The following is a 22,039-nucleotide window of genomic DNA, read 5'->3' as shown; positions in this document are numbered from 1 at the left end:
GGCCCACGTCCACCGCTCACCCGGGCAGGCCGACGAGCCGTCGGCCCGCGGACACCACACGCCTGGAGACGACCATGACCCAGCCTCCGCAGTCCACCGCGCCCCTGATTGAGCTGATCTTCGACCGGCTCGCTGACGCTGACGTACTGACCGAGACCGCCGAGCTGATCCTCGCCGCGCTCAGCGGCGAGGACGACCTGACCGCAGCCCTCGCCGGCACTCCCACCCGCCTCGACCCCCGCTCCCCCACCGACGACGGTCCAGCGGAACGGATCTGGCTGAAGTCGGTGACCGTCGCCGGGTTCCGCGGCGTCGGACCGGAACGGACCATCCAGATCGGTCCCGGGCCGGGTTTCACCCTGGTCGTCGGCCGCAACGGCTCCGGCAAGTCCAGCTTCGCCGAGGCCGCCGAACTCGCCCTCACCGGTGACAGCGCCCGGTGGGCCGACAAGACGAGCGTCTGGCGTACCGGGTGGCGCAACCTGCACAACCCGGACCCGTGCTGGGTCGACGTGGAGCTGCGTGTCGACGGGGTCGCCACGCCGACCCGGGTGCACCGCGCCTGGCCGGTCGGAGCCGAACTGGCCGACGCCGAGGTGACCGTCACCAGCGCGCGGGGCCGGCACGCGGACCTCGCCGAGCTGGGTCTGGCTCGCCCGCTGGAGCTGTACCGGCCGTTCCTCACCGCCGCTGAGCTGGGCAAGCTCGCCGCTGGAACGCAGAGCCAGCTCTTCGACGCGCTCTTCGCGATCCTCGGGCTGGACGCGCTCACCGACGCCGACAAGCTTCTGCTGCGCGCCGCCCGGCCGCACGACGCCACAATCAAGGAGGTACGCGCACAGCGCGACACCCTGGTCGACACGCTCGACGGGATCGCCGACGACCGGGCCCGGCGGACCGCCACGCTGCTGCGCGGCCGGGGTACGGTCGACCTCGCGGCGGTTACGGCGATCCTCGACGAACCGGACGAGGCAACCACCGATCAGGCGGTGTTGCTCTGCCGAGAACTCGCCTCCCTCGCCCCGCCGCCGCTCGACGAGGTGCACCGGCTGGCCGGTCAGCTGCGAGAGGCGTCGACCGAGGCGGTGCGACACGACGGGGGCCGGTCCCGGGCGGCGCTGCGCAGCGCCGAGCTGCTCCGTCTCGCCCTCGAACACCACGACGACGAGGGCGACGGGCCGTGCCCGGTGTGCGCCGCCGGCACCCTCGACGGTAGGTGGCGTGCGGCCGCCGCGCAGTCGCTCACCGAGCTGCGGCAGCGCAGCGTCGCCGCCCAGACGGCGACGACGCGGCTGACGGCTCTGCTGCGGCAGACGCACCACCTGATCGATGACCTCGTTGTGCCGAAGGGACCCGGGTCGGAGCCGGCGGCCGGGGTGCTGCACGACGCGGTTGCCGCGCTGCGGCGCGTACCCGGGGAGCCGGCCGAGCTGGCCGACCACCTGGCCGCGCGGTACCCGGCGGTGGTGACGGCGGCGGACGCGGCCCGGGCGTACGCGGAAGGGTTCCTGCGGCAGCGCGACACCGGTTGGCGGACGGCGGCGGCCGACGTGCGCGAGTGGGTGGCCGCGGCCGGCGGGCTGCCGGCGCGGGAGGCGGCCCTGACCCGGTTGAAGGCCGCGCGGGCGTGGCTGAAGGACGCCGGTACGGAGATCCGCAATGAGAGGGTCGCGCCGTTCGCCGGACAATCGCAGCGGATCTGGGCGCAGTTGCGGCAGGAGAGCAACGTCGAGTTGGGTGCGATGACGCTGGAAGGCGCGAACACCCGGCGCCGGGTGGCGTTCCCGGTCAGCGTGGACGGCGCCGACAACGGCACGGCGTTGGGCGTGATGAGCCAGGGTGAGATGCAGGCGCTCGGGTTGGCCACGTTCCTGCCGCGCAGCTGCGCCCTGGAGAGCCCGTTCCGGTTCATCGTCGTCGACGACCCGGTGCAGAGCATGGACCCGTCGAAGGTGGACGGCCTCGCCCGGGTGCTCGCTGAGCTGGCCGAGCAGCGGCAGGTGGTGGTCTTCACCCACGACACCCGGCTGCCGGACGCGGTTCGCCGCCTCGACCTGGGCAAGGCGCGGATCATCGAGGTGACCCGCGCGGAGAAGTCGGTGGTGACGCTGCGAGCCGGCTCCGACCCGGTGACCCGCTACCTGGACGACGCGTACGCGTTGTCGCGCAACGAGGAGATCACCGCAGAGGTGCGGGGACCGGTGGTGGCGGAGCTGTGCCGCTCGGCGCTGGAGGCGGCCTGCCACCGGGCGGTCTGGCGGACCCGGGTGGCGCGAGGCGTACCGCACGCCGACATCGAGAGCGCGATCGAGGACGCGTCCCGGCGGGTCGCCACCACCGTCGCTCTGGCGGCGTTCGATGACGCCGACAAGGGCGGCGACGTGCTCGGCTGGCTCCTCCGCCGGCACGGACGGCGGGCGGTGAACGCCTACCAGGCGTGTCGGGAAGGCGTGCACGGGGCGTACCTGGCGGACCTGCCGGGACTGGTCGCGGACGCCCGCCTCCTCGCGGCGGCGCTGTCGTGACCGCCCTGACGCCACAGCGCTGCCTGGCGGCGGCCGACCAGTTGCTGCGCGGCACCGGTCTGCTCGGCGCCGCGGCGATCACCGCGGGCTGGTGGCCGCGTGCCTGCGCCTGCCTGATCCGGCTCGCCCTCGAAGGCGGCATCGACGCGTACTGGCGGCGGGTGAAGCCGACCGTGGCGGCGTGCCGGCAGGGCCGCGCGAAGCAGTTGATGCTGCGGAGCCGGCTCGGCCCGGGTGGCGAAACCGCCCGTCGGGTGGCGTTCGCCTGGGCGACGCTGTCCGCCGCCACGCACCACCACTGCTACGAGTTGGCTCCCACGGCGGCGGAGCTGCGTCGCCTCCACACCGAGGTGAGCACCCTGCTCGTACAACTGGAGCCCACGACGCGCGGGTGATCTGTTCAGTCACTCGCGTGTGGACCTTACGCGCGATGAGGTACCGCTCCGGATGAGCCAGGGTGACCACGTTGACACGTACTGTGATGCTCTCGTTGTCGATCATGAAGGATGTGGGATGGCACCCGAAGCCGAGGGATCCGAGAACGAACTCTCCACACCCGTTGACAACGGCACCCTCGACAACACGGTTCTCCCCGACGACGAGCCGACCGTCAGCCTCGTCGAGATCGAACCGGGTTTGGCCGTGCTCTTCGGGGACCAGCCGCCCATCGGCTTCGACGTGATCCCCTTCGAAATGATGAGTGCGCACGCTGACCAGGGCCTGACCGACAAGCTCGCGATGGCCTCGGGCATCGCCAATCTCGCCGTGCAGGGCGCACAGGGAGCGACCAGAGTGCAGGGCCTGGTGCGTCTGGCGCCCGAGACGTTGCAGTTGCTCAAGACGGCGCGACCGATGACGTCGGGCAGCTGGAACCTGGGTGCGCTCGTCACCAGCAACGGGAAGATCTCCAACCTGGTGCGGTGGGCGCCCGTGACGGGGGCGCAGACCGCGTCCATCCTCAGCGCTCTCGGGCCGGCCGCCGCACTCCTGGCGCTGCAGGTGCAGCTGGCGTCGATCTCACGTCGACTGGACGAGAACGTCCAACTGACTCGTGACGTTCTCCGGGCACTGCACGAGGATCAGTGGGCGACGCTGCTCGGCCTGCACGAGACGACGCTGCGCGCCGTGCGGGAGGCCCAGGCGGCCAAGGGCGTCAACGACCACGTCTTCGCCTCCATCGCGACCAGGGACGCAGACCTGCGCAAGCAACGGCATCTCTTCACCTCGCTCGTCCGCCGGCACAGGACGGCGCTCGATACCGACGGGCAGAGCCGTCGCACCTACGTTCAGAAGAACGTCGAGCAGATTCTCGCCGACGCTCACGGCATGCTCATGGCGGAGTGGTCCTGGTATCGGTTCCAGGTGTTGCGCGCAGGACACATCAGCCGCGACGAGGCGCATGCCGCCGAGAACGAAGGCCTGCTGGCCGAGTTGGTCGCCGAGACGCAGCGCGAGCACACCCAGGCCATGGAGGACGTGGCGGATCTGCTTGCCGGTCTTGAGCGTCAATGCCGTCTGATCGCCGAACTTCCGGCCGAGTTCAGTCTGCCGTTCACCGCGAAGCGCCAGGACATCAAAGACGCTGTCGACATGGCCGAGGCGTTGGCCGAGCGGGTGGCAGTTCTTCGCAACCGTGTGCACACCCGAACCGCTCCGCTGGATCCACCTCTCACCGTTTTCGCCGAGGCTGTGCCAGACGAGGTGCTGCGAATCCTCCGGTGGGTCGTGCCAGGCGAGGAACCCCTGCTGGCCATCGCCGATGTCAATCTCGACCGCCTGGTCGGCGAGGACGCCTACCTGGGAGTGACACCCGCACGTCTCTTCATCTCGGCACAGAGTTCAGTTCGCAAACAAGGCACGATCGAGCGCGAGTTCCCTCTCGCGGACGTTCGCTACGTGCGGTTCCGCGAACGCGACAAGCGAGGCCCAGTCCTGGACATCATCACGACGGACGAGAACATCAGGCTCACCTTCGACGACTGGGCCGGCAAGGGGCAGGGGTTGGACGACAGCCGTCGGCTCGCCAATCTCCTGGCCGCCGCGATGGATCTGCCCGAGACCGAGCGGCGTACCGACCCGCTGCTGAGCGGCGGTCCCTCGACTGAGCGGGCGATCACCCGGTAACCGGCCGCGACCGGATCGACCTGCATCTGGTCGCCACTCTGGCCATCCCGGCAACGTCCCGGCGTCGCCTGCCTGGCCGGCGGGGTGATCCGGGCAATCCCGGATCGGTGCTTTCCCGGTGGCCGTCCGCGATCGACCACCGGGAACGCTGGTCAACCGGCCCGGTAGGAGAGGTAGTAGCCCTCGTACGGCCAGCTGTGGAAGTTGTTGAGCTCGGACGCAGCGCCGGTGCAGTCGGGGGTCCGGTAGCCAGAGACGGAACCGAAGCCGTTCCAGCCGATCGCCCAGATCGCCTCGGCCGGGACCGGGCGGCAGATACCGTCGGGCGTGGCCTGCCTGCCTACGATGATCTGCGTGTACGCCTGGTAGAAGACGAGGCCGGTGTCGGGAACCTTGAGCGTCTCGGCAGCGGCTGCGGGCGACGCCGGTATCGTCACGGTCAGTGTGGTGATCAAGGCCGCGGCGAGACCCGCAGCGATTCGGCTGGTAAATCTGCGCATGAGCTTCCCTTCCTAACGGTGTTCAGGGACGGGACCGGAGCTCGTTCAGCCCAGGGATAGATTTACTTGCATCGATTATGTTCCCCGTGTCAAGCAACCCGCCGCTGACCGACCGCTGCCGCTGAGCGGCCCGAACGCAGAGCTGGTCGCCTGCAACCCGAGTCGCGGGGGCGTTCGGAGGTGGCCGGATCGGCCGGCGGCCGGGTTCCCGGCTGGCGTCCTGCCGTCAGTGACCGTAGGCGCCACGGCCTGCGGTGCGGGAGCAGCTCGTCGCCCTGACCCCTGGCCGCCGACCGGTGGTCCTGCTGTCGTGGCAAGGTGCGGCGATCGTGACGCATTGTCCACATTATTGCGAATGCTGCGACCGTCCACCTGGGCGGGAGCGCAGATCCTTGACGGTGCAAATTTCCCGGGGTAGCGTAAGTCGATTCATTCCTATCAATGGAAGTAGGTAGCCGTGCTGTTGAAACCCTTCGCCATCGCCGGGGTCATCGCAGGTGTGCTGGCTGTTGCCCCGCCTGCCTCGGCGGCACCCCAGTCGGGGGCCGGCGTCTACCCACCCGGGAACTGCCAGCCGGGCACATTCTGCGTCTGGCCCCACTGGGATCACCCGAACGGGGTTCCTACAGCGACTCCGTCCCTGGTGACCACCACCGAGTGGAGCGGCAACATCACGGGTTTCAACTACTACAACTACACGAACCGGAACGCCGAGATAAGTTGGTCGTTCACCACCCAAGGAAGGACTCTCACCGGCACGGACTGTGCTACTCCTGGTGACGGATTCTTCTACGTTCCCATGACCGTGACGAAGGTGAGTTGGCGGACGCACGTCTGCTGAATCCCGCCGTTATCTGCCTTCCCGGATTCGGTGCTCCCGCTTTCCCGGTGGTCGACGTATCGGGGACGACCACCGGAAAGCGGGCGACGAGCCCCCTCGGCTACGGGTCGCCGAAGAGCCTCTCACCCCTCACCTTCAGTGGGAGCCGCACGGCACCGCCCTGGTCGTTCGCGTCCTCGACGGTGGCGGGCGGGTTGTTCGTTCCGTCGCGTGCGCTCGACATTGAGCCACCGTCGCCCCGCATCTCGTGCGGGTAGGGTCCCAATCATGACGATTCCCCACCTCACGGCAGCCGACGGCACCACCCTGCCGGCGATCGGGCTCGGTACGTACCGGCTGAACGGCTCGGCCGGTGTCGACGCGATCGGGCAGGCGATCCGGGCGGGCTACCGGTTGATCGACTCGGCGGTCAACTACGAGAACGAGGGCGCCGTTGGCCGGGCCGCCCGGTCGGCCGTTGACGTGCGGGACGAGCTGGTCGTCACCTCGAAGTTGCCGGGGCGGCACCACAGCTACGACGAGGCGTTGACCACCATTGAGGAAAGTGTGTTCCGCACCGGTCTCGACCACGTCGACCTGTACCTGATCCACTGGCCGAACCCCAAGACCGACCTGTACGTGCAGGCGTGGCGGGCGCTGATCGAGGCGCGCGAGCGTGGCCTGGTCCGGCACATCGGTCTGTCCAACTTCCTGCCGGAGCACATCGAGCGGTTGGTGGCCGAGACCGGGGTCGCCCCGGTGGTCAACCAGATCGAGGTGCACCCGTACTTTCCGCAGCAGGAGGCGCTCGACTACCACCGGGAGCACGGGATTCTGGTGCAGGGTTGGAGCCCACTCGGCCACGGCAACGACCTGCAGCAACACCCCGTCGTCGTGGAGATCGCGACCGCGCACGGCGTCAGCCCGGCACAGACGATCCTGGCCTGGCACGTGGCCCGTCAGGTGATTCCGCTGCCCAAGGCCGCCTCCCCGCACCGGCAGGTCGAGAACCTGGACGTCTTCGGCATCAAGCTGACCGACGCGCAGGTCGAGGCCATCACCGCGTTGGGCCGCCCCGACGGGCGGCTCGCGGACCAGGACCCGGCGGTGTACGAGGAGTTCTGAGTCCTCGGCACGGCCGCCGATCCGTACCTCGCACGCGTTTTCCGGAGTCCGCCGGTCTCCGGTTGCCGGTTGTCGCGGGTTGACGGCCGCGCACGGGCGGCCTGGCGTGGCCGCTACGAAGCGTCACCTCCGGACGGGCGGGTGGTACGTCGAGCGGTATGACTCAGAGGAATATTTATACCTGTGAGTCATACTGCTCAACCAGACACCCGCCTCCGACCAGCGATCGTCCGGGCCGCGCAGCGACGCGGCAGGCCGACCGCCACGCGATGGGACGACAGCCACGCGGTGGGACGACAGCGAGGCGACGGGCCGACAGGCGGGGGCCGAGGTGCGTCACCCGGGCCGGCAGCGGCCCGGGTGACGCGACCATCACCTAGACGAGCCCGCCGAGCGCCGGGTCGCTGATGCTGTCCTTGCCGTTTTCGACGTGACCCGCGCAGCGGTACGCGAAGTCGGCGTCACCCGCGACGGAGACCGTCAGGTCGTACCAGCCGTGGGTGCGGGCGAGCGCCCACGTCGCGCGCTCGGTCTCGCCGGGGCGCAGCGACAGCTTCACCGGGCGGGAGTTGTACCCGTCCCGGACGGTCACCTCGACCCGCTTCGACCCGCGGTTCTTGAGGGTGAGGGCGAGCTTGTAGTCGTGCTCGTCGTAGGCGGGGGTGACGTCGAGGTGGGACCGGCCGTCGGTGAACCGGCGGAAGAACCCGTTCGGGCCGTGCACCGACAGGTCGTACCCGGAGGTGGTCGGCCAGGTGTCGGTCAGGTGCTTGCCCGGCTCGACGGTGTAGCTGCGCGGGGCGTCCGGGCTGCCGGCCTGGCGGACCTGGAAGACCGCGGCGACCCTGCCGGAGTTGCGGAAGTCGATCCGGACCGCGCCGTCGTCGACCCGGGCGTCGGCGTGCAGGGTGTACGGGATCGCGCGCGCGGGACGTACTCCGTGCTCCTGCTTCGGTAGCCGCTGGTCGGCCGGCGGGACCGGCACCTCGTCGGGGTGCCGGACCAGGTCCTCGGGCTTGAAGTCGTCGGTGTCGGGCAACCTGAGCTCGCGCGAGCGGTTCGGGTGCCGGAAGTCGAACGCCGTGGTCAGGTCACCGACGACGGCGCGCCGCCACGGGGTGATGTTCTGCTCGATCAGGTCCGGGCGGCCGTGCCCGAACCGCGCCTCCAGGAACTTGATCAGCGAGGTGTGGTCGAAGACCTGCGAGTTGACGTAGCCGCCGCGCGTCCACGGCGAGACGATGACCATCGGCACCCGGACACCGAGGCCGTACGGCCCGGCCGGGTGGTCGGCGTCGCCCGGGAAGATCTCGTTGGTGGTGGGGACGGTCGACTGCCCGTGTTCGCGGGTCTGCGGGGGCGTCGGCGGGACCACGTGGTCGAAGAAGCCGCCCTCCTCGTCGTACGTGACGAAGAGCGCCATCTTGCTCCACACCTCGGGGTTCGACGCGAGGATGTCGATGACCTGCGAGATGTACCACGCGCCGAAGGCCGGCCCCCAGTTCGGGTGCTCGGTGTACGCCTCGGGCGCGGTGATCCAGGAGACCTCCGGCAGGCGTCCCGCCTCGACGTCGGCGCGGAAGTCGGCAAGCAGCGCCTCCGGGTCGCGGCCCTGGGTCCTGACCTCCGTGCCGGTCTTCGCCCTCTCGGCCAACGGCGTTCCGGGCTGCGCGTTCTGGTACTGGTGGAAGTAGAGCAGCGAGTTGTCGCCGTAGTTGCCGATGTACGGGTCGTTCGTCCACCCCCACGACCCGGCGGCGTTGAGGCCGGTGCCGACGTCCTGGTAGATCTTCCAGGAGATGCCGTTGCGCTCCAGCCGCTCCGGGTACGTCGACCAGTCGTAGCCGGCCTCCGCGTTGGTGATGACCGGGCCGCCGCCCTTGCCGTCGTTGCCGACCCAGCCGCTCCACATGTGATAGCGGTTCGGGTCGGTCGGCCCCATCAGCGAGCAGTGGTAGCTGTCGCAGACGGTGAACGCGTCGGCGAGCGCGTAGTGGTAGGGCAGGTCCTGGCGGGTGTGGTAGGTCATCGCCGTGACGCCCTTGTTCGGCACCCACCCGTCGAACCGGCCGTCGTTCCAGGCGGCGTGGCCGTCGTTCCAGCCGTGCGGCGGGTCCGGCAGGAAGGTCTGACCGAGATCCTCCACCTCGGGGCGGAACGGCAGCAACTCGTTGTCGCCGTTGGGTTGGTGCCAGACGTCCTTGCCGGACGGCAGTGTGGCCGGATGGGGGTCGCCGAAGCCGCGTACGCCTCGCATGGTGCCGAAGTAGTGGTCGAAGGAGCGGTTCTCCTGCATCAGGATGATGACGTGCTCGACGTCCTTGATCGAGCCGGTCCGGTTGTTCGCCGGGATGGCGAGCGCCTTGCTGAGGTCCAGCGGGAGCGCCGCGCCGATTGCGGGAGCGCCCATCGCCTTGAGGAAGGTACGTCGATCTACCGTGCCCATAACTCCGCCTTTTGTGCGACCTGTCGAGAAACTGGCGACCGGACGCTATCGTCGACGGGTTGACGGCAGATGACAGTAGTTAGTTCGTTTTACGACCATTCGACGACCGGCTCCGCGCCGCGCTCGGGCTCATCCCGTGCACCCGTTTGAAGGCGGCGCTGAAGCCGAAGGCGTCCGCGTACCCGAGGTGTCGCGCCACGGCGGCGACCGTCGCCGTGGATTCGGCGAGCATGTCGGCCGCCAGGGTCATGCGCCAGTCGGTCAGGTAGGTCAGCGGCGGTTCGCCGACCAAGGCGGTGAACCGCGTGGCCAGTGTGGACCGGGAGACTCCCGCCTGCGCGGCGAGGCTGGCCAGGCTCCACGGCCGGCCCGGCGCGTCGTGCATGGCGCGCAGTACCGGACCTACCGTGTCGTCGCCCAACGCCCGGTACCAGCCGGGAGCCTCGGCCTCCGGTTGGTCGAACCAGTCCCGCACCGTGCACACCAACAACCAGTCCAGGAGACGGTCCAGCACGACCTGCCGGCCGGGCCGACAGGCGTCGAGCTGCGCGTCCAGGTAGTCGCGTAGCGCGGCACAGTCCTGGTCGTCCGGGACGACCAGCACTGGCGGTAGCGCGCTCAGCAGTCGCTGGGGCACCAGACCCCGAACGTGGTACACCCCGACCAGCAGCACCAGGCGGTCGGTGGGATCCGTGCCCGCCGGCGCGGACGTGCCGGTGTGGCCACGCCGAACGTCCCTCAACTCCCCGGGCTCGAAGCTCGACCGCGGCTCGGCGGAGAAGACGAACGGCGCCGGGCCGCGTACGGTGGCGGCCTCCCCGACCCGGACGAGGCGGGGCTTGTCGCTGTCGGGATGGGAGATCCACCCCTCACCGCGCATCGGAACGCAGAGTGTCAGTGGGGCGCCGTCGGTGAACCGCAGCGCTCCCGGCGGAGTCAGCACCGACCGGCCGAAGGCCGCACCTTCGGCGTGCACGCCCCGCAGCAGACTGTCGAACGGGTCCATGACATCGACGATAGGTCGCCGACGACGTGGCTCGGACGATCGGACATGCGCGACGTACGACAGCACATGTACCGGTGCGCGGCGGCCGAGTTGACTTGTGGTCATGACGACAGACGCGGGTTCGATCCTCGTGCTGGCCGGGACCGGCAAGACCGGTCGCCGGCTGGTGCGGACGCTGCGGGCGGCGGGTCAGCAGGTCCGGGCCGCCTCCCGCTCCGGTGAGGTGCGGTTCGACTGGTCGCGGCAGGCCACCTGGGGGCCGGCCCTGGAGGGGGTCGCGGCGGTCTACCTGCTGGCTCCGGAGGACCCCGCGCTGGCCGCCGGCTTCGTGGCGCAGGCGGTCGACTCGGGTGTCGGTCGTTTCGTGGCCCTGTCCGGGCGCGGGATCGACCAGGTGGGTGACTTCTCCCCGGGCATGGTCGCCGCGGAGGAGGCGGTGCGGACGTCCGGCGTCCAGTGGACGATCATCCGGCCGAACAACTTCAGTCAGAACTTCAGCGAGGACCTGTTTCGCCAACCGCTGCTCGACGGGCGGCTGGCCCTGCCGATCGGCGACACCCCGGAACCGTTCGTCGATGCCCAGGACATCGCCGACGTGGCCGCGACGCTGCTGACGTCACCCGGTCACCACGAACAGGTGTACGACCTGTCCGGTCCGCGCGCGCTCACCTTCGCCGAGGCGGTGGCGACGATCGCCACGGCGTCCGGGCGTTCGATGCGCTACGTGGAGCTCACGGCGGAGCAGTACCAGGCCGAACTGCTCGCCGAGGGTTATCCGGAGGAGACCGCAACGGCGCTGAACGCCCTGTTCGCCGGGATGCGGGCGGGACATCTCGCCGAGCCGACCGACGGGGTGCGTCGGGTTCTCGGACGTGACCCGCTCGACTTCGACAGCTACGCCGCTCGGGCCACGGCGGCCGGAGCCTGGTCGTAGGTCCGGGAAGGTGCGAGCGGGGTAACGGGTGATCTGCCCGCATACTCCGAGCACCGCGACGTACCGTGAGATCGTGCCGACGAGAGACGTACTCACCAAGGCTGACCTGGCCGAACTGCGCCGCTCGGCGCTCGGGACGGCCGACCCGCTGGGTGTCGCCGCCGACGTCGCCGAGGCGGCGGAGCAGGGCCGGCTGGAGGATCCGGACGACGCCGGGGACGCCCTGACCCTGGCCGCCGAGATCGCCGAGATCCGGGCGAGACCCGAGGCCGCCCTGCGCTACGCGGAGCAGGCCCTGGCGGCGTACCCGTCCGGGGACGACCCGCGCACCGGGTCCGCCCGGGCGCTGCGGGCCCGGGCGCTGTTCCGGGCCGGCGGTCGCGACGACGAGGCGATGGCGGAGTTGACCGCGCTGCGCCCGTCGCTGCTCACGCAGCCCGACGCTCCCGCCTACGTGAGCGCCGCGCTGGACGCGGGTGGTCGTTCGGCGACCGCCGAGACCTGGCTGAGCGAGGCGGTCGACACCCTGCTCAACGAACGTGCGAGCGCCGCGTCCGGACCGGCCAGCACGACGATCGACCCGGTGGTCGATCTGGGTCCGCCGGACGCGCCCGGTGTCGTCTTCTTCCTGCTGCAACAGCGGCACCGGGTACGCCGGAATCTGAACCTGCCACACGATCGGCAGGACGACCTGGCGGACCGGTTGGAGTCCCAGCTGGTGCGCCGGGCCGGAGAGCGTCGGGACGCGGAGTCGGACCTGCTCTTCTGGCCTCGGGCCGAGCTCGATCGGCTGCTCGCCGAGCACACGACGCTGAGCGACGTGTACGGGCCGGACTGGGACGCGCATCGGGGCCGGTTGGAGAAGGAACTGGTCCGGCTGCGGGACGCCGGTCAGGCCGGGCTGGGCGTGTTCCGCGCCACCGTGGACGGACTGAATGCGTTCGCCGGTCGACGGGACGGCGACCCGAGCGACGCGGCGGTCCGGGCCGGCTACGCGGCCGAGGTGCAGGCGCGACCCAGCGCGCGGATCCCCTGGCCACCGGAGCGCAACGACGCCTGCTGGTGCGGCTCGGGCCTGAAGTACAAGAAGGACTGCCTGCCGCGCTCCCGGTAGCCGGGGGCATCGGTGTCGTCCGGCTGCGACATAATCCCATCTGTGAGTCACGCTTCCCCGGGAGCCCGCTGATGCGGGCCGGATCGGCCCGTCGCGTGACGGCGTCCACCGTTGCGGCGCTGTTGGTGGCGCTCTGCGTACCCGTGGCGGTGCACCTCGCCTGGGCGCGGCAGGATCCGGCTCCGGTGCTGGCTCGGGCACCGGTGCGGCAGGGTCCGGCACCGGTGGCGAGCCCCGACCAGCGGCACTTCGCGGTCACCTGGGCGGCCAGCGGCGAGCGGCTGGGCGCCGGGCCCCCCGAGCGCAGCTACCGGCTCGTCGTCCGGACCAGCGTCGGTGGGGACGCCCTGCGGATCCGACTGACCAACGCGTTCGGCGAGCACCCGGTCACCTTCGCCAGCGCCTACGCGGGGTTGCAGCGGCAGGGCGCGGAGCTGATCCAGGGCAGCAACCGGCCGCTGACGTTCGGCGGTCAGACCTCGGTCACCGTCGCGGCGGGCGAGGTGATCCTGAGCGACCCGTTGCCCGGCGAGCTGGCCCCGGAGAGCAATCTCGTCGTCAGTCTCCACGTCACCGGCGCGCTGGGCATGCGCAGCGGGCACATCCTGGCCCTTCAGACGTCGTACGCCGGCGCGGGTGATCACGCCGCCGAGGAGGCCGCGACCAACTGGGCCGAGACGCTCAACTCCTGGTACTGGTTGGACGCCGTCAGCGTGCGGACGTCCACGGCGGTCGGCTCGGTGGTCGTCCTCGGCGACTCCATCACCGACGGGTTCGCCTCCAGCACGGACACCAACCGTCGGTGGCCCGACTACCTGTCCCGGCGGCTCCAGGCCACGCCGGACAGCCCGGTGCGGGGGGTGGCGAACGAGGGCATCTCCGGCAACAAGGTGCTCGCCGGCGGCGCCGGGCCGGCCGCGCTGCGCCGGTTCGATCGCGACGTGCTCTCCCACCCTGGCGTCGACACGGTGTTCGTCCACGAGGGCATCAACGACATCAAGGCCCACACCGGCGTCACGGTGGACGACCTGACCGCGGGCTACCGGCAGTTGGTCGACCGGGCGCACGCGGCGGGCAGGTGCGTCGTCGGCGCCACGGTCATGCCCTACAAGGGCTGGCCCGAGTACGACGACGCCGGTGAGGCCGTACGCCAGGGCGTCAACGACTGGATCCGGCACAGCGGCGTGTTCGACGCCGTGGTCGACTTCGACGAGGTCACCCGCAGTCCGGACGACCCGCGGGCACTCCTCCCGATCTTCGACGGCGGTGATCACCTCCATCCGAACGACAGGGGCATGCAGGCGATGGCCGATGCTGTCGACCTGGCCGTGCTGCGGTGCGACCGCTGAGCCGACACCGCGGTCCGACCGCTGAGCCGATACTGCGCCGCGGCCGCTGAACCGCTACGGTCCATCTCTGGACGATCGACGTCCACCTGACGCCTCCGGAGGAGACGCCGATGTTCGAGGAGTTCATGGGCATCCCCGCCCACCCTCTGGTGCTGCACGCCGCGGTCGTGTTCGTCCCGCTGCTGGCCCTCCTGACGGTCGGCTACGCGCTCGTCGCGCCCATCCGGCCGCACACCCGGTGGGTGCTGGGGCTGCTCGCCGTGGGTGCGCCGGTCGCCGCCCTGCTGGCGAAGCTCTCCGGCGATGCGTTCTTCGAGCGCATGCAGAAGGCCAACCGGATCACTCCCGAGTTCCTCCCGAAGATCGAGGCGCACCAGGAGTTCGGCGACATCACGTTCTGGGCGACCCTCCTGTTGGCGATCGTGGCGCTGGCACTGGTCCGGTTCGTGCCGCCACGCTCGGCCGACGCGAGCGCCACCGACGACGGGCGGCCCGGCCGCGCGCTGACGGTGGCGTTGCAGGTGCTGTCGGTGGTGGCCGCCGGCATCGTCGTGTACTACGTGGTCCGCACCGGCGACTCCGGCGCGAAGGCGGTCTGGGAGGGGCAGTGACCCCTCAAACCACCTCGTCGCGTGCCCGCCAGGACACCGCGACGAGCCAGCCGGAGATGAGCACCGCTCCGACGGCGAAGCGGATGCTCGCACTCTCCTCGCTCCAGGGCAGGGCGGTGAGCACGAACGCGACGGCACCGCTGGCCGCGCTGTGGAGCGCCCATCCCCGGTGGCCCTGGCCGGCGAAGCGTCGGGCGATCAGCAGCCCGGCCGCGATGAGCGACAGGAACGCGGCCGCGCCGCACACCGTGTGCAGGATGCTGCCCGTGCTGGCCTGCTCGGGCAGCCCGCTCGGGGCGCCGGGCGGCCAGCCGAGCGCGGGATCGGGGACGAAGAATCCGCCGCCGACCATCGCCACCCCGTAGACGCCGACCAGCACCGGCACCACCGTCCCGGCCCGCCCCGGGCGCAGTGCCCGCCACAGGCCCACCGCGAAGCCGACGGCCAGCACGCCGGTGCCCGCGAACGCGATGACCTGCAACCAGCCGAGGTCACCGAGGGTGAGTGCGCTCAGCGCGTGCCGGCGCAGATCGAACCCGGATCGGGTGAACGCCTGCCCGAACGACAGGGCGGGGAAGAGAACGCCGGCGATCGTGCCGCAGCCCAGCAGGAGCCGGGTTGGACGAAGACGGGTCTCGGGGACGGTCGTCCGGGACGTCATGGGCGTGCCTCTCGGATCGGCGTCACGTTTCACCGTCACGACGAACGAGGTGACTCCGGATCGACACCGCCCGGCGGCGAGTCTGGCGGGGTGCTGGTGCGGCCCGGCCGAGCGGGCCGCACCAGCAGCGGTGACCGTCAGCCGGCGTGGTACGCCCGGATGATGGTCTGGTCGATGCCGCTACCTCCGTTCGCGGCGGCCTTCACGCGCAGCGAGACGGCCTGCCCGGCGTTGACCTTCGGCAGGGCGACCCGGTAACTGTCGCCGCTCGCGGTGACCCGGGCCGACGTCCAGGTGACGCCGTCGTCCGTCGAGGTCCAGACCTGGAACGACGTCACCTTCTGCGCCTTGACGCCGTGCGCCTGCCGGACGGCCAACTCGGCAGTCGCGCCGGTGACGTGGTTGGTGGTGTCCATGGGCAACGCGTAGTCCAGCGCGAGCAGTGGCAACGGCACGCTCCCCGTCCCGTCCGGCCCGGCGGACCGGAACGTCCAGGAGGTGTTGACCTTCGTCGAGATCGGCAGGATGAGGCTCGTGTCGACGTCGAGGTCCAGCCGGTAGTCCGCCATCCGCTGCGGCACGGTGAAGTCGGCCAGCGGCCGGTTCCGCTCGTCGACCAGCTTGCCGTCGCGGTACAACGACAGGGTGCGGTTCACGCCGATCGAGTCGCCCTGCAGGCAGTCGGCCCGCTGGTGCTGGTCGGTGAGGGTCACCAGGTCGATGTGCAGGTTGCCCCGGGTCCGCGACGGCGCGGTGGCGCAGCTGTGGCCGGCGCCGGCCGGGTCGTCGTACCAGCCGGAGTGCAGCGGCTGCCGCGCCCAGACCTTGGCCTGCCGGCTGCCCGGCTGGTAGCTGCGGGGTGCCTCCTGGGCCGACAGGCCGCCGTAGACGCCCTCGTCGGCCCAGTGGTAGCCGGGGGACAGGTAGTCGGTGCGGTACGGCGGCAGGTTGCCCTCGTGGGTCTCCGTCACCGGCACCCCGTCCGGGGTGAAGCCGCTGCGGATGAGCTGGGTGACCATCCCCTCCGAGTCGGTCTGGTGGAACCGTTCCTCGATCCGGGCGAGTTTCGCCTGCTCCGCCGCGTTCACCCGGTACGCCGGATCGGCCGGCACGCCGTTCGGGTACTCGTGTACGAGGTTGTAGCGGTACGGCTTCGCCGTGCCGGCCGGTGCGCCGAGGTTGACAGCGGCCCAGCTGCGCAGTGATCCGACACCGGGCTTCGGCAGTGCGGAACTTCGCACGGCCGTCGCGGTCCCGTACCCGCTGATCTGGTTCCACCAGGACAGACCGTTCGACGCGGTCTGGACGTTCGTGAAGTCGATCTTGGTGGCCGTGGTGGCGACGCCGTCGACGGTGGCCGTCACCGGCTTGGCGCGCGCCGGGTCGAGCGTCACGCTCCGGTTGCCGGTGACGTTCAGGTCGGTCTCGCCGACGAGCGTCGTCTCCAGCACGTCGCTGTCCACGTAGTAGGCGACCGAGGAGCCGAGCACCGAGTACCGGCCGGCCGGTACCCGCAGCGTGAAGTCGTCGCCGGGCGCACCGCCCGCCCCGCCGTAGTAGATCACCGGGTCGGTGAGGTTGGTGATCGCGAGGTTGATCCAGCTCTCCGCGCCGTCCTTCAGACCGGACAACGGCTTCGTGTGGATCGTCAGGTCATAGCTGGGCGGCTCGACGTAGAAGCTCACCGGCGTGGTCACGACCACCTTGCGGCCGGTGCGGGCGGTGACGGTGGCGAGGTAGAAGCCCGGCCGGCTGGCCAGCGCAGCGCGGTTGACCCGCAGGGTCGCCCCGGCGGTGCTGCCGCGCCTGACCGTCACCCGGTTCGTCGACAGCGACGCCGCGCCGCGCGGCACCGGCTGGCCGTCGTGGTTGACGATCGCCACGTCGAGGTCGAGGACCGTCGTCGCCGGGGTGGCCGCGCCGGTCCAGCTCAGCGTCGCCTCGCTGGTCCCGGACTGCGGGTACGCGAACGTGCCGAGGTTGACCACCGGCTGGTTGCTGGTCGGGCCGCCGAGGGCGCGGACCGCGTTGAGGCGGCCGGCGCCGACGGCGTACGCGTCGATGCCGGTCAGCGGGTCGGCGGCGCCGACCAGGGCGGCCTTGAGCTGCGCACCGGTCCAGTCCGGGTGCCGCTGGGCGAGCAGCGCGGCGGCGCCCGCGACGTGTGGGCTGGCCATCGAGGTGCCGCTGATCGCCTCGTAGTGCTTGTCGATCGGGTCCTGCAGGTTGGTGCCGGCGGCGCGGGCGGCGACGATGTCGACGCCGGGCGCGACCAGCTCCGGCTTGGCCACGTTGCTGGTGACCAGCGGCCCGCGGCTGGAGAAGTCGGCGAGCTCGTCGTTGCGGTCCACGGCGCCGACGGTCAGGGCGCTGGCGGCGGAGCCGGGCGAGGAGATGGCCCCGCCACTGTTGCCGGCGGCGATGACGAACAGCGCACCGGTCTGCTTGCTCAGACCGTCGACGGCGAGCGACAGCGGGTCGTTGCCGTCGTCCGGGTCGCTGCCGCCGAGGCTCATGTTGATGACGTCGGCTCGGGCGGCGGCCCACTCCATGCCGGCGATGATCCCGGAGTCCGCCCCGGAGCCGTGGTCGTCGAGGACCTTGCCGATCACCAGCTTGGCGTCCGGCGCCACGCCGCGACGCTGCCCGTGCGCGGCCGCGCCGGTGCCCGCGATCGTCGACGCGACGTGCGTACCGTGGCCGTTGTGGTCGACGGCGTCACCGCCCTCGGCGGTGAAGTCGGACCGGTCGGAGACCCGGCCGACCAGGTCCGGGTGGGTGAAGTCGGCGCCGGTGTCGAGCACCGCGACCCGGACGCCGACGCCGGTGTAGCCGGACTTCCAGGCCTCGGGCGCGGCGATCTGGCTCAGGTTGCGGTCGAGGTCCCGCTGCTGCCCACCGCCGGTCAGCGCGGTGGCGCGGACCTTGCGGTCGAGCCAGACCTTCTTCGCGCCGGCGAGCAGCGAGTTGGTCGCCAGCTTCGCGGTGGCCGGGCTCTTCTTGGGTACGCGGCCGGCCACCGCGCCGATGCTGGGCAGCGGCAGTACATCACCGAGTGCGGCGACCCGGGCGGTCGCGGTCGCGGGCTGCACGATGAGCGGCAGCTCCGAGGCGTTGTCGTCGTCGTACCCGTCGGCGATCAGCGTGGTGACGTCGAAGAGGTCGGGGTCGAGGACCGGGCCGATCTGGGACGCGACGCGGGCGGGGATGACGTGCAGGTGGCCGTCGGGGCCACAGGTCTGGCGGATCACCGCGTTCTCGTCGGCCGGCCGGACGGTGGCGTGCGGGCATCCCGAGCCGGTGCTGCGGACGGTCACCACGTCCCCGGTCAGCAGGGTGACGGTGTGGGTCTTGCCGTCGGTCGAGGTGGCGGGTGGGCCGGTCCGGCCGATACCGCTGGGTCCCGCCGTGGCCGTGCCGCCCGGTAGGGCGGTCAGCGTCGTGGCCGTGACGGCGACGGCCAACAGCCACCGTGTTGTCCTGAGCATGCTGCTCCTCGTCTAATGTGGACGAAAGCGCCTCTTCGGGCGACTTCCCGCAAGATCATATGCACGAGTACGTGATCTTCGGAGGTCCTCGACGACAGGTTTTTCCGCTGGTGTGGCGCGGATTTCCGCAGCGTGTCACCGTCCGGCTCGGTTCGATGACGTTTCGATTGCCGCCCACTCGTCCAGAACGGCGCATTGTGAATAAAGCGCACATCCCCCTCTGAAGGCATCGACGGGACCCGAGCCCGGACCTAGCATGGCCACGAATGGATCTTCGAGACAGCTCGCTGCCGAGACCCGGCGACCAGCCCAACCGAACGGAGACGCGCATGCGTCGACCCCGCCATCTGGCACTACTGAGCGTCGGCGTGTCCGGCGCGCTGGTCCTGACCGCAGCCGCCACCGCGACCGCGGCCCCGCCCACGACCACCACGCCGACCGGCATCGTGGTCAGTGACGGCATGACCCAACCGGTGTTCTCGCTCGCCGACGCGATCGAGGAGCGGGTGTTCGTCCAGACCGCTGTCGACACCGATCACGACGGCCGGCTCGACCGGGTGGCGATCGACATCTCCCGCCCCCGGGAGACCGCCACCCAGGGCTTCAAGGTGCCGGTCATCTTCGAGCACAGCCCGTACCGCAAGGGCACCTGGGGTGACGTGCCATACCCGAGCGTGCTCGTCGACGACCTGCCGCAGAACGGTCTGGTCGACCGGTCCGGGCGGCGAGCGCTCGACGCGGGCACCCAGCGCGCCCAGGCGAAGGCCAACCTGCCCGGCTCGCTGGACGACTACTACGTGCCCCGCGGCTACGCGGTGGTGCTCGGTCAGAGCGTCGGCACCGGCGACTCCGACGGCTGCCCCACCAGCGGCGACCAGGCCGAGACGCTCGGCACCAAGGCGGTCATCGACTGGCTCAACGGCCAGGCGTTGGGGTACGACGCCAACGGCGCCCCGATCACCGCCGGCTGGACCACCGGGGCGGTCGGCATGACCGGCGTCTCCTACAACGGGACGCTGCCCAACCAGGTGGCCACCACCGGGGTCAAGGGACTCAAGACCATCGTGCCGGTCTCCGCGATCAGCAGCTGGTACGACTACTACCGGGCCAACGGTCTGGTCGTCGCCCCCGGGACGTTCCAGGGTGAGGACCTCGACATCCTCGCCCAGTACACCGCCGGGCAGGCCCGGGCCGAGGGTCCCTGCGCCGACGAACTGGCCACCATCACCGCGGAGCAGGACCGGGTCACCGGCGACTACTCGGAATTCTGGCGCGACCGCGACTATCTCGACGCCCGCAACGTCAAGGCCAGCGTCTTCGTCGTGCACGGCCTCAACGACTGGAACGTCAAGACCGAACACTTCGCCGGCTGGTGGGACCAGCTCGCCAAGCGCGACGTGCCGCGCAAGATCTGGCTGCACCAGGGCGGGCACGGCGGACCGGGCAGCAGCGCGTCGGTGACCCTGCCGAGCGGCCAGACGTGGACCTACAAGCAGACCGAGAACCGCTGGTTCGACTTCTGGCTGTGGAACGTGCGCAACGGCATCATGGACGAGCCGACCGCAGTGCTCCAGCGCGAAGACCGCGCCTACACCACGTACGCCAACTGGCCCGACCCGGCCGCACGGGAGGTAGGCCTGCGCTTCGCCGCCACCGACGCCACCGCACCCGGCGCGCTCACCACCGGCAAGCCGCCGAAGGCCAAGGTCGAGCAGAGCTTCGTCGACGAGGGCCGCACCATCCACCCGGACACCCTGGTCGCCAACCCCGACACGGCGAGCGCGAACCGGCTCGCCTACCGCTCCCCCGCACTGACGCAGGCCGTCCGCATCTCCGGACGTCCGGAGATGCGGCTGCGGATGGCGATCGACAACAAGCCGGACGCGAACCTCACCGCGTACCTGGTCGACTACGGGCCGGCCGGGTCGACCGCCGCGCCGACCGTCGTGACCCGGGGCTGGATGGACCCGCAGAACCGCAAGAACGCCGCCCGCACCGAGCCGGTCAAGCAGGGCAAGCTGTACGACTACCGGTGGACCATGGAGCCGAAGGACTACATCTTCCCGGCGGGGCACCGGATCGGCGTGGTCGTCTTCTCCAGCGACCAGGAGTACACCCTGCTGCCGTTGGGTGGCACCGAACTGCGGGTCGCACCGAACGACAGCGAACTGCGGCTGCCGGTGGTCGGCGGACGGGGCGTCCTCGGGTTCTGATCCCGTCCTCGCATCCAGGTGGGGCAGTCCGAAGCGTTCGGGCTGCCCCACCCGCACGTCGCGACCGCTCCGCCGGTGTCACACCTTGCGGGCTGCCCCGCAGGTGCCGCCATGCAGGTGCGCCGCGCAGGTGCGCCGCGCAGGTGCGCCGCGCAGGTGCGCCGCGGGCCGCCACGCAGCGGCGTGATCCACTCGGCTTCCTTGATGTCGGGGTGTCCCGGGCGCGGGGAGGCCGCGATATCACCAAACCCGAGTCGATCACGCCATCCGTCCGCCGTGCCGCGTTCGCGCGGCACACTGACCCCGCGTCGGACCGGCCCGGCGCCCTGCCCAAATCCGCATGGAGTGCTCGATCCTGGGTGTAGTGGCCTCGTGGCATGGGGAAGGGCCTGTTTCCTGGATCCTGCACGATCTAGCGGGACGCGAGGTTCGCACGGCCCGCCGCGCCCGACCAGGCCGGACCCACACGACGCGCACCGTCCCAGGGCCGGCCCGGGCCGGGCCGGGCCGGTCCGGTCCGGGGCGGGCCGGTCCGGGGCGGGCCGGGGCGGGCCGGGGCGGGCCGGTCCGGGGCGGTCCGGGGCGGTCCGGGGCGGGGCGGTCTGGGGCGTGCCGGTCCGGGGCGGTCCGGGGCGGTCCGGGGCGTGCCGGTCCGGGGCGTGCGAACGGCGCAGATCGGCATGATCCACTCGACTTTCATGATGGTGGGCTGTTCCCGGCAACTAGACACCGCGACTTTCAGGAACCCGAGTCGATCACCCCGCCTCGTCCGCCGTGTCCAGGCCGTCGGGCGGGCGAGGTGCGCAGGTTGTCCGGTTTGGTGGCTGGTGTCGGGTGGCCGGGGCCACCCCGGGGGCGGAATCGGCGGCCGGGCCGGGTCGTTATACCTGGCAGACCACCGCGACTGCCCCGATCATGGGGCCGGGCCTGGTCGTTATACCTGGCAGACCACCGCGACTGCCCCAATCATGGGGCCGACCCCCGCCGGTAGAGCCGCCGGGGGCCGGCCCCGCCGGTAGAGCCGCCAGGCCCTCCCGCCGGGGAACCGCCGCCGGGAACACCCGGCAGGCCGCCCCGGTTACATCCCCCGCACGGCCGAGCACCACCACCGGCCAACCCCCCG

General features: G+C 71.1%; 15 protein-coding genes. 9 read left to right on the top strand and 6 right to left on the bottom strand.

The features are described 5' to 3' along the window. The first annotated feature begins 74 nt into the window (after nucleotides 1-74). From AB0C25_RS35895 to AB0C25_RS35885, 3 genes are all read left to right on the top strand, one after another. A complete protein-coding gene (locus AB0C25_RS35895) occupies nucleotides 75-2,525 on the top strand; it encodes an AAA family ATPase (protein ID WP_357379444.1) in 2,451 nt (816 codons plus the stop codon). Further along, nucleotides 2,522-2,920 carry a hypothetical protein gene (locus AB0C25_RS35890; protein WP_357379442.1) on the top strand — a complete coding sequence of 133 codons (399 nt, stop codon included), beginning with the start codon at nucleotides 2,522-2,524 and terminating at the stop codon, nucleotides 2,918-2,920. Before AB0C25_RS35895 ends, AB0C25_RS35890 begins: the two co-directional genes overlap by 4 nt. A 241-nt stretch (nucleotides 2,921-3,161) precedes the next feature. Then, nucleotides 3,162-4,649 (top strand): hypothetical protein, encoded by a 1,488-nt coding sequence (locus AB0C25_RS35885; protein ID WP_357379440.1) that lies wholly within the window; start codon nucleotides 3,162-3,164, stop codon nucleotides 4,647-4,649. 152 nt (nucleotides 4,650-4,801) lie between these two features. On the opposite strand, the gene AB0C25_RS35880 is transcribed toward AB0C25_RS35885, so the two are convergent. Next, nucleotides 4,802-5,086: a hypothetical protein gene (locus AB0C25_RS35880; protein WP_357379438.1), complete on the bottom strand. Its 285-nt coding sequence runs from the start codon at nucleotides 5,084-5,086 to the stop codon at nucleotides 4,802-4,804. A gap of 1,004 nt (nucleotides 5,087-6,090) precedes the next feature. Continuing rightward, on the bottom strand, nucleotides 6,091-6,213 hold the full coding sequence (locus AB0C25_RS35875) for a hypothetical protein (RefSeq protein ID WP_357379436.1): 123 nt from the start codon (nucleotides 6,211-6,213) through the stop codon (nucleotides 6,091-6,093). Between the two features lie 44 nt (nucleotides 6,214-6,257). On the opposite strand from AB0C25_RS35875, the gene AB0C25_RS35870 reads away from it, so the two are divergent. Further along, nucleotides 6,258-7,094 carry an aldo/keto reductase gene (locus AB0C25_RS35870; RefSeq protein ID WP_357379434.1) on the top strand — a complete coding sequence of 279 codons (837 nt, stop codon included), beginning with the start codon at nucleotides 6,258-6,260 and terminating at the stop codon, nucleotides 7,092-7,094. Between the two features lie 376 nt (nucleotides 7,095-7,470). Here the strand turns inward: AB0C25_RS35870 and AB0C25_RS35865 are convergent, their stop codons facing one another. Beyond that, entirely contained in the window at nucleotides 7,471-9,540 is a 2,070-nt protein-coding gene (locus tag AB0C25_RS35865) for a phosphocholine-specific phospholipase C (RefSeq protein ID WP_357379432.1), read from the bottom strand. A gap of 79 nt (nucleotides 9,541-9,619) precedes the next feature. Beyond that, nucleotides 9,620-10,546, bottom strand: coding sequence for an AraC family transcriptional regulator (locus tag AB0C25_RS35860; protein ID WP_357379430.1), 927 nt, complete (start codon nucleotides 10,544-10,546; stop codon nucleotides 9,620-9,622). Nucleotides 10,547-10,649: 103 nt separating this feature from the next. Here AB0C25_RS35860 and AB0C25_RS35855 point away from each other — a divergent pair, with 103 nt between their 5' ends. From AB0C25_RS35855 to AB0C25_RS35840, 4 genes are all read left to right on the top strand, one after another. Beyond that, a complete protein-coding gene (locus AB0C25_RS35855; RefSeq protein WP_357379428.1) occupies nucleotides 10,650-11,480 on the top strand; it encodes an NAD(P)H-binding protein in 831 nt (276 codons plus the stop codon). Nucleotides 11,481-11,553: 73 nt separating this feature from the next. Next, on the top strand, nucleotides 11,554-12,594 hold the full coding sequence (locus AB0C25_RS35850) for an SEC-C domain-containing protein (RefSeq protein WP_357379426.1): 1,041 nt from the start codon (nucleotides 11,554-11,556) through the stop codon (nucleotides 12,592-12,594). A gap of 71 nt (nucleotides 12,595-12,665) precedes the next feature. After that, nucleotides 12,666-13,943 (top strand): SGNH/GDSL hydrolase family protein, encoded by a 1,278-nt coding sequence (locus AB0C25_RS35845; RefSeq protein WP_357379424.1) that lies wholly within the window; start codon nucleotides 12,666-12,668, stop codon nucleotides 13,941-13,943. A gap of 110 nt (nucleotides 13,944-14,053) precedes the next feature. Then, nucleotides 14,054-14,554 carry a DUF2231 domain-containing protein gene (locus AB0C25_RS35840; RefSeq protein ID WP_357379422.1) on the top strand — a complete coding sequence of 167 codons (501 nt, stop codon included), beginning with the start codon at nucleotides 14,054-14,056 and terminating at the stop codon, nucleotides 14,552-14,554. Between the two features lie 4 nt (nucleotides 14,555-14,558). On the opposite strand, the gene AB0C25_RS35835 is transcribed toward AB0C25_RS35840, so the two are convergent. Next, nucleotides 14,559-15,215 (bottom strand): DUF998 domain-containing protein, encoded by a 657-nt coding sequence (locus AB0C25_RS35835; protein ID WP_357379421.1) that lies wholly within the window; start codon nucleotides 15,213-15,215, stop codon nucleotides 14,559-14,561. A gap of 137 nt (nucleotides 15,216-15,352) precedes the next feature. Next, complete coding sequence (locus tag AB0C25_RS35830) at nucleotides 15,353-18,703, bottom strand: S8 family serine peptidase (protein WP_357379419.1); 3,351 nt, start codon at nucleotides 18,701-18,703, stop codon at nucleotides 15,353-15,355. 329 nt (nucleotides 18,704-19,032) lie between these two features. Here AB0C25_RS35830 and AB0C25_RS35825 point away from each other — a divergent pair, with 329 nt between their 5' ends. Next, nucleotides 19,033-20,916 (top strand): Xaa-Pro dipeptidyl-peptidase, encoded by a 1,884-nt coding sequence (locus AB0C25_RS35825; protein ID WP_357379417.1) that lies wholly within the window; start codon nucleotides 19,033-19,035, stop codon nucleotides 20,914-20,916. The last annotated feature ends 1,123 nt before the right edge of the window (nucleotides 20,917-22,039 follow it).

Source organism: Micromonospora sp. NPDC048839, assembly GCF_040649915.1.
Lineage (GTDB): Bacteria > Actinomycetota > Actinomycetes > Mycobacteriales > Micromonosporaceae > Micromonospora.
Note: the sequence above shows the minus strand (reverse complement) of the source record. Positions and strands in the feature narration are given on the sequence as shown.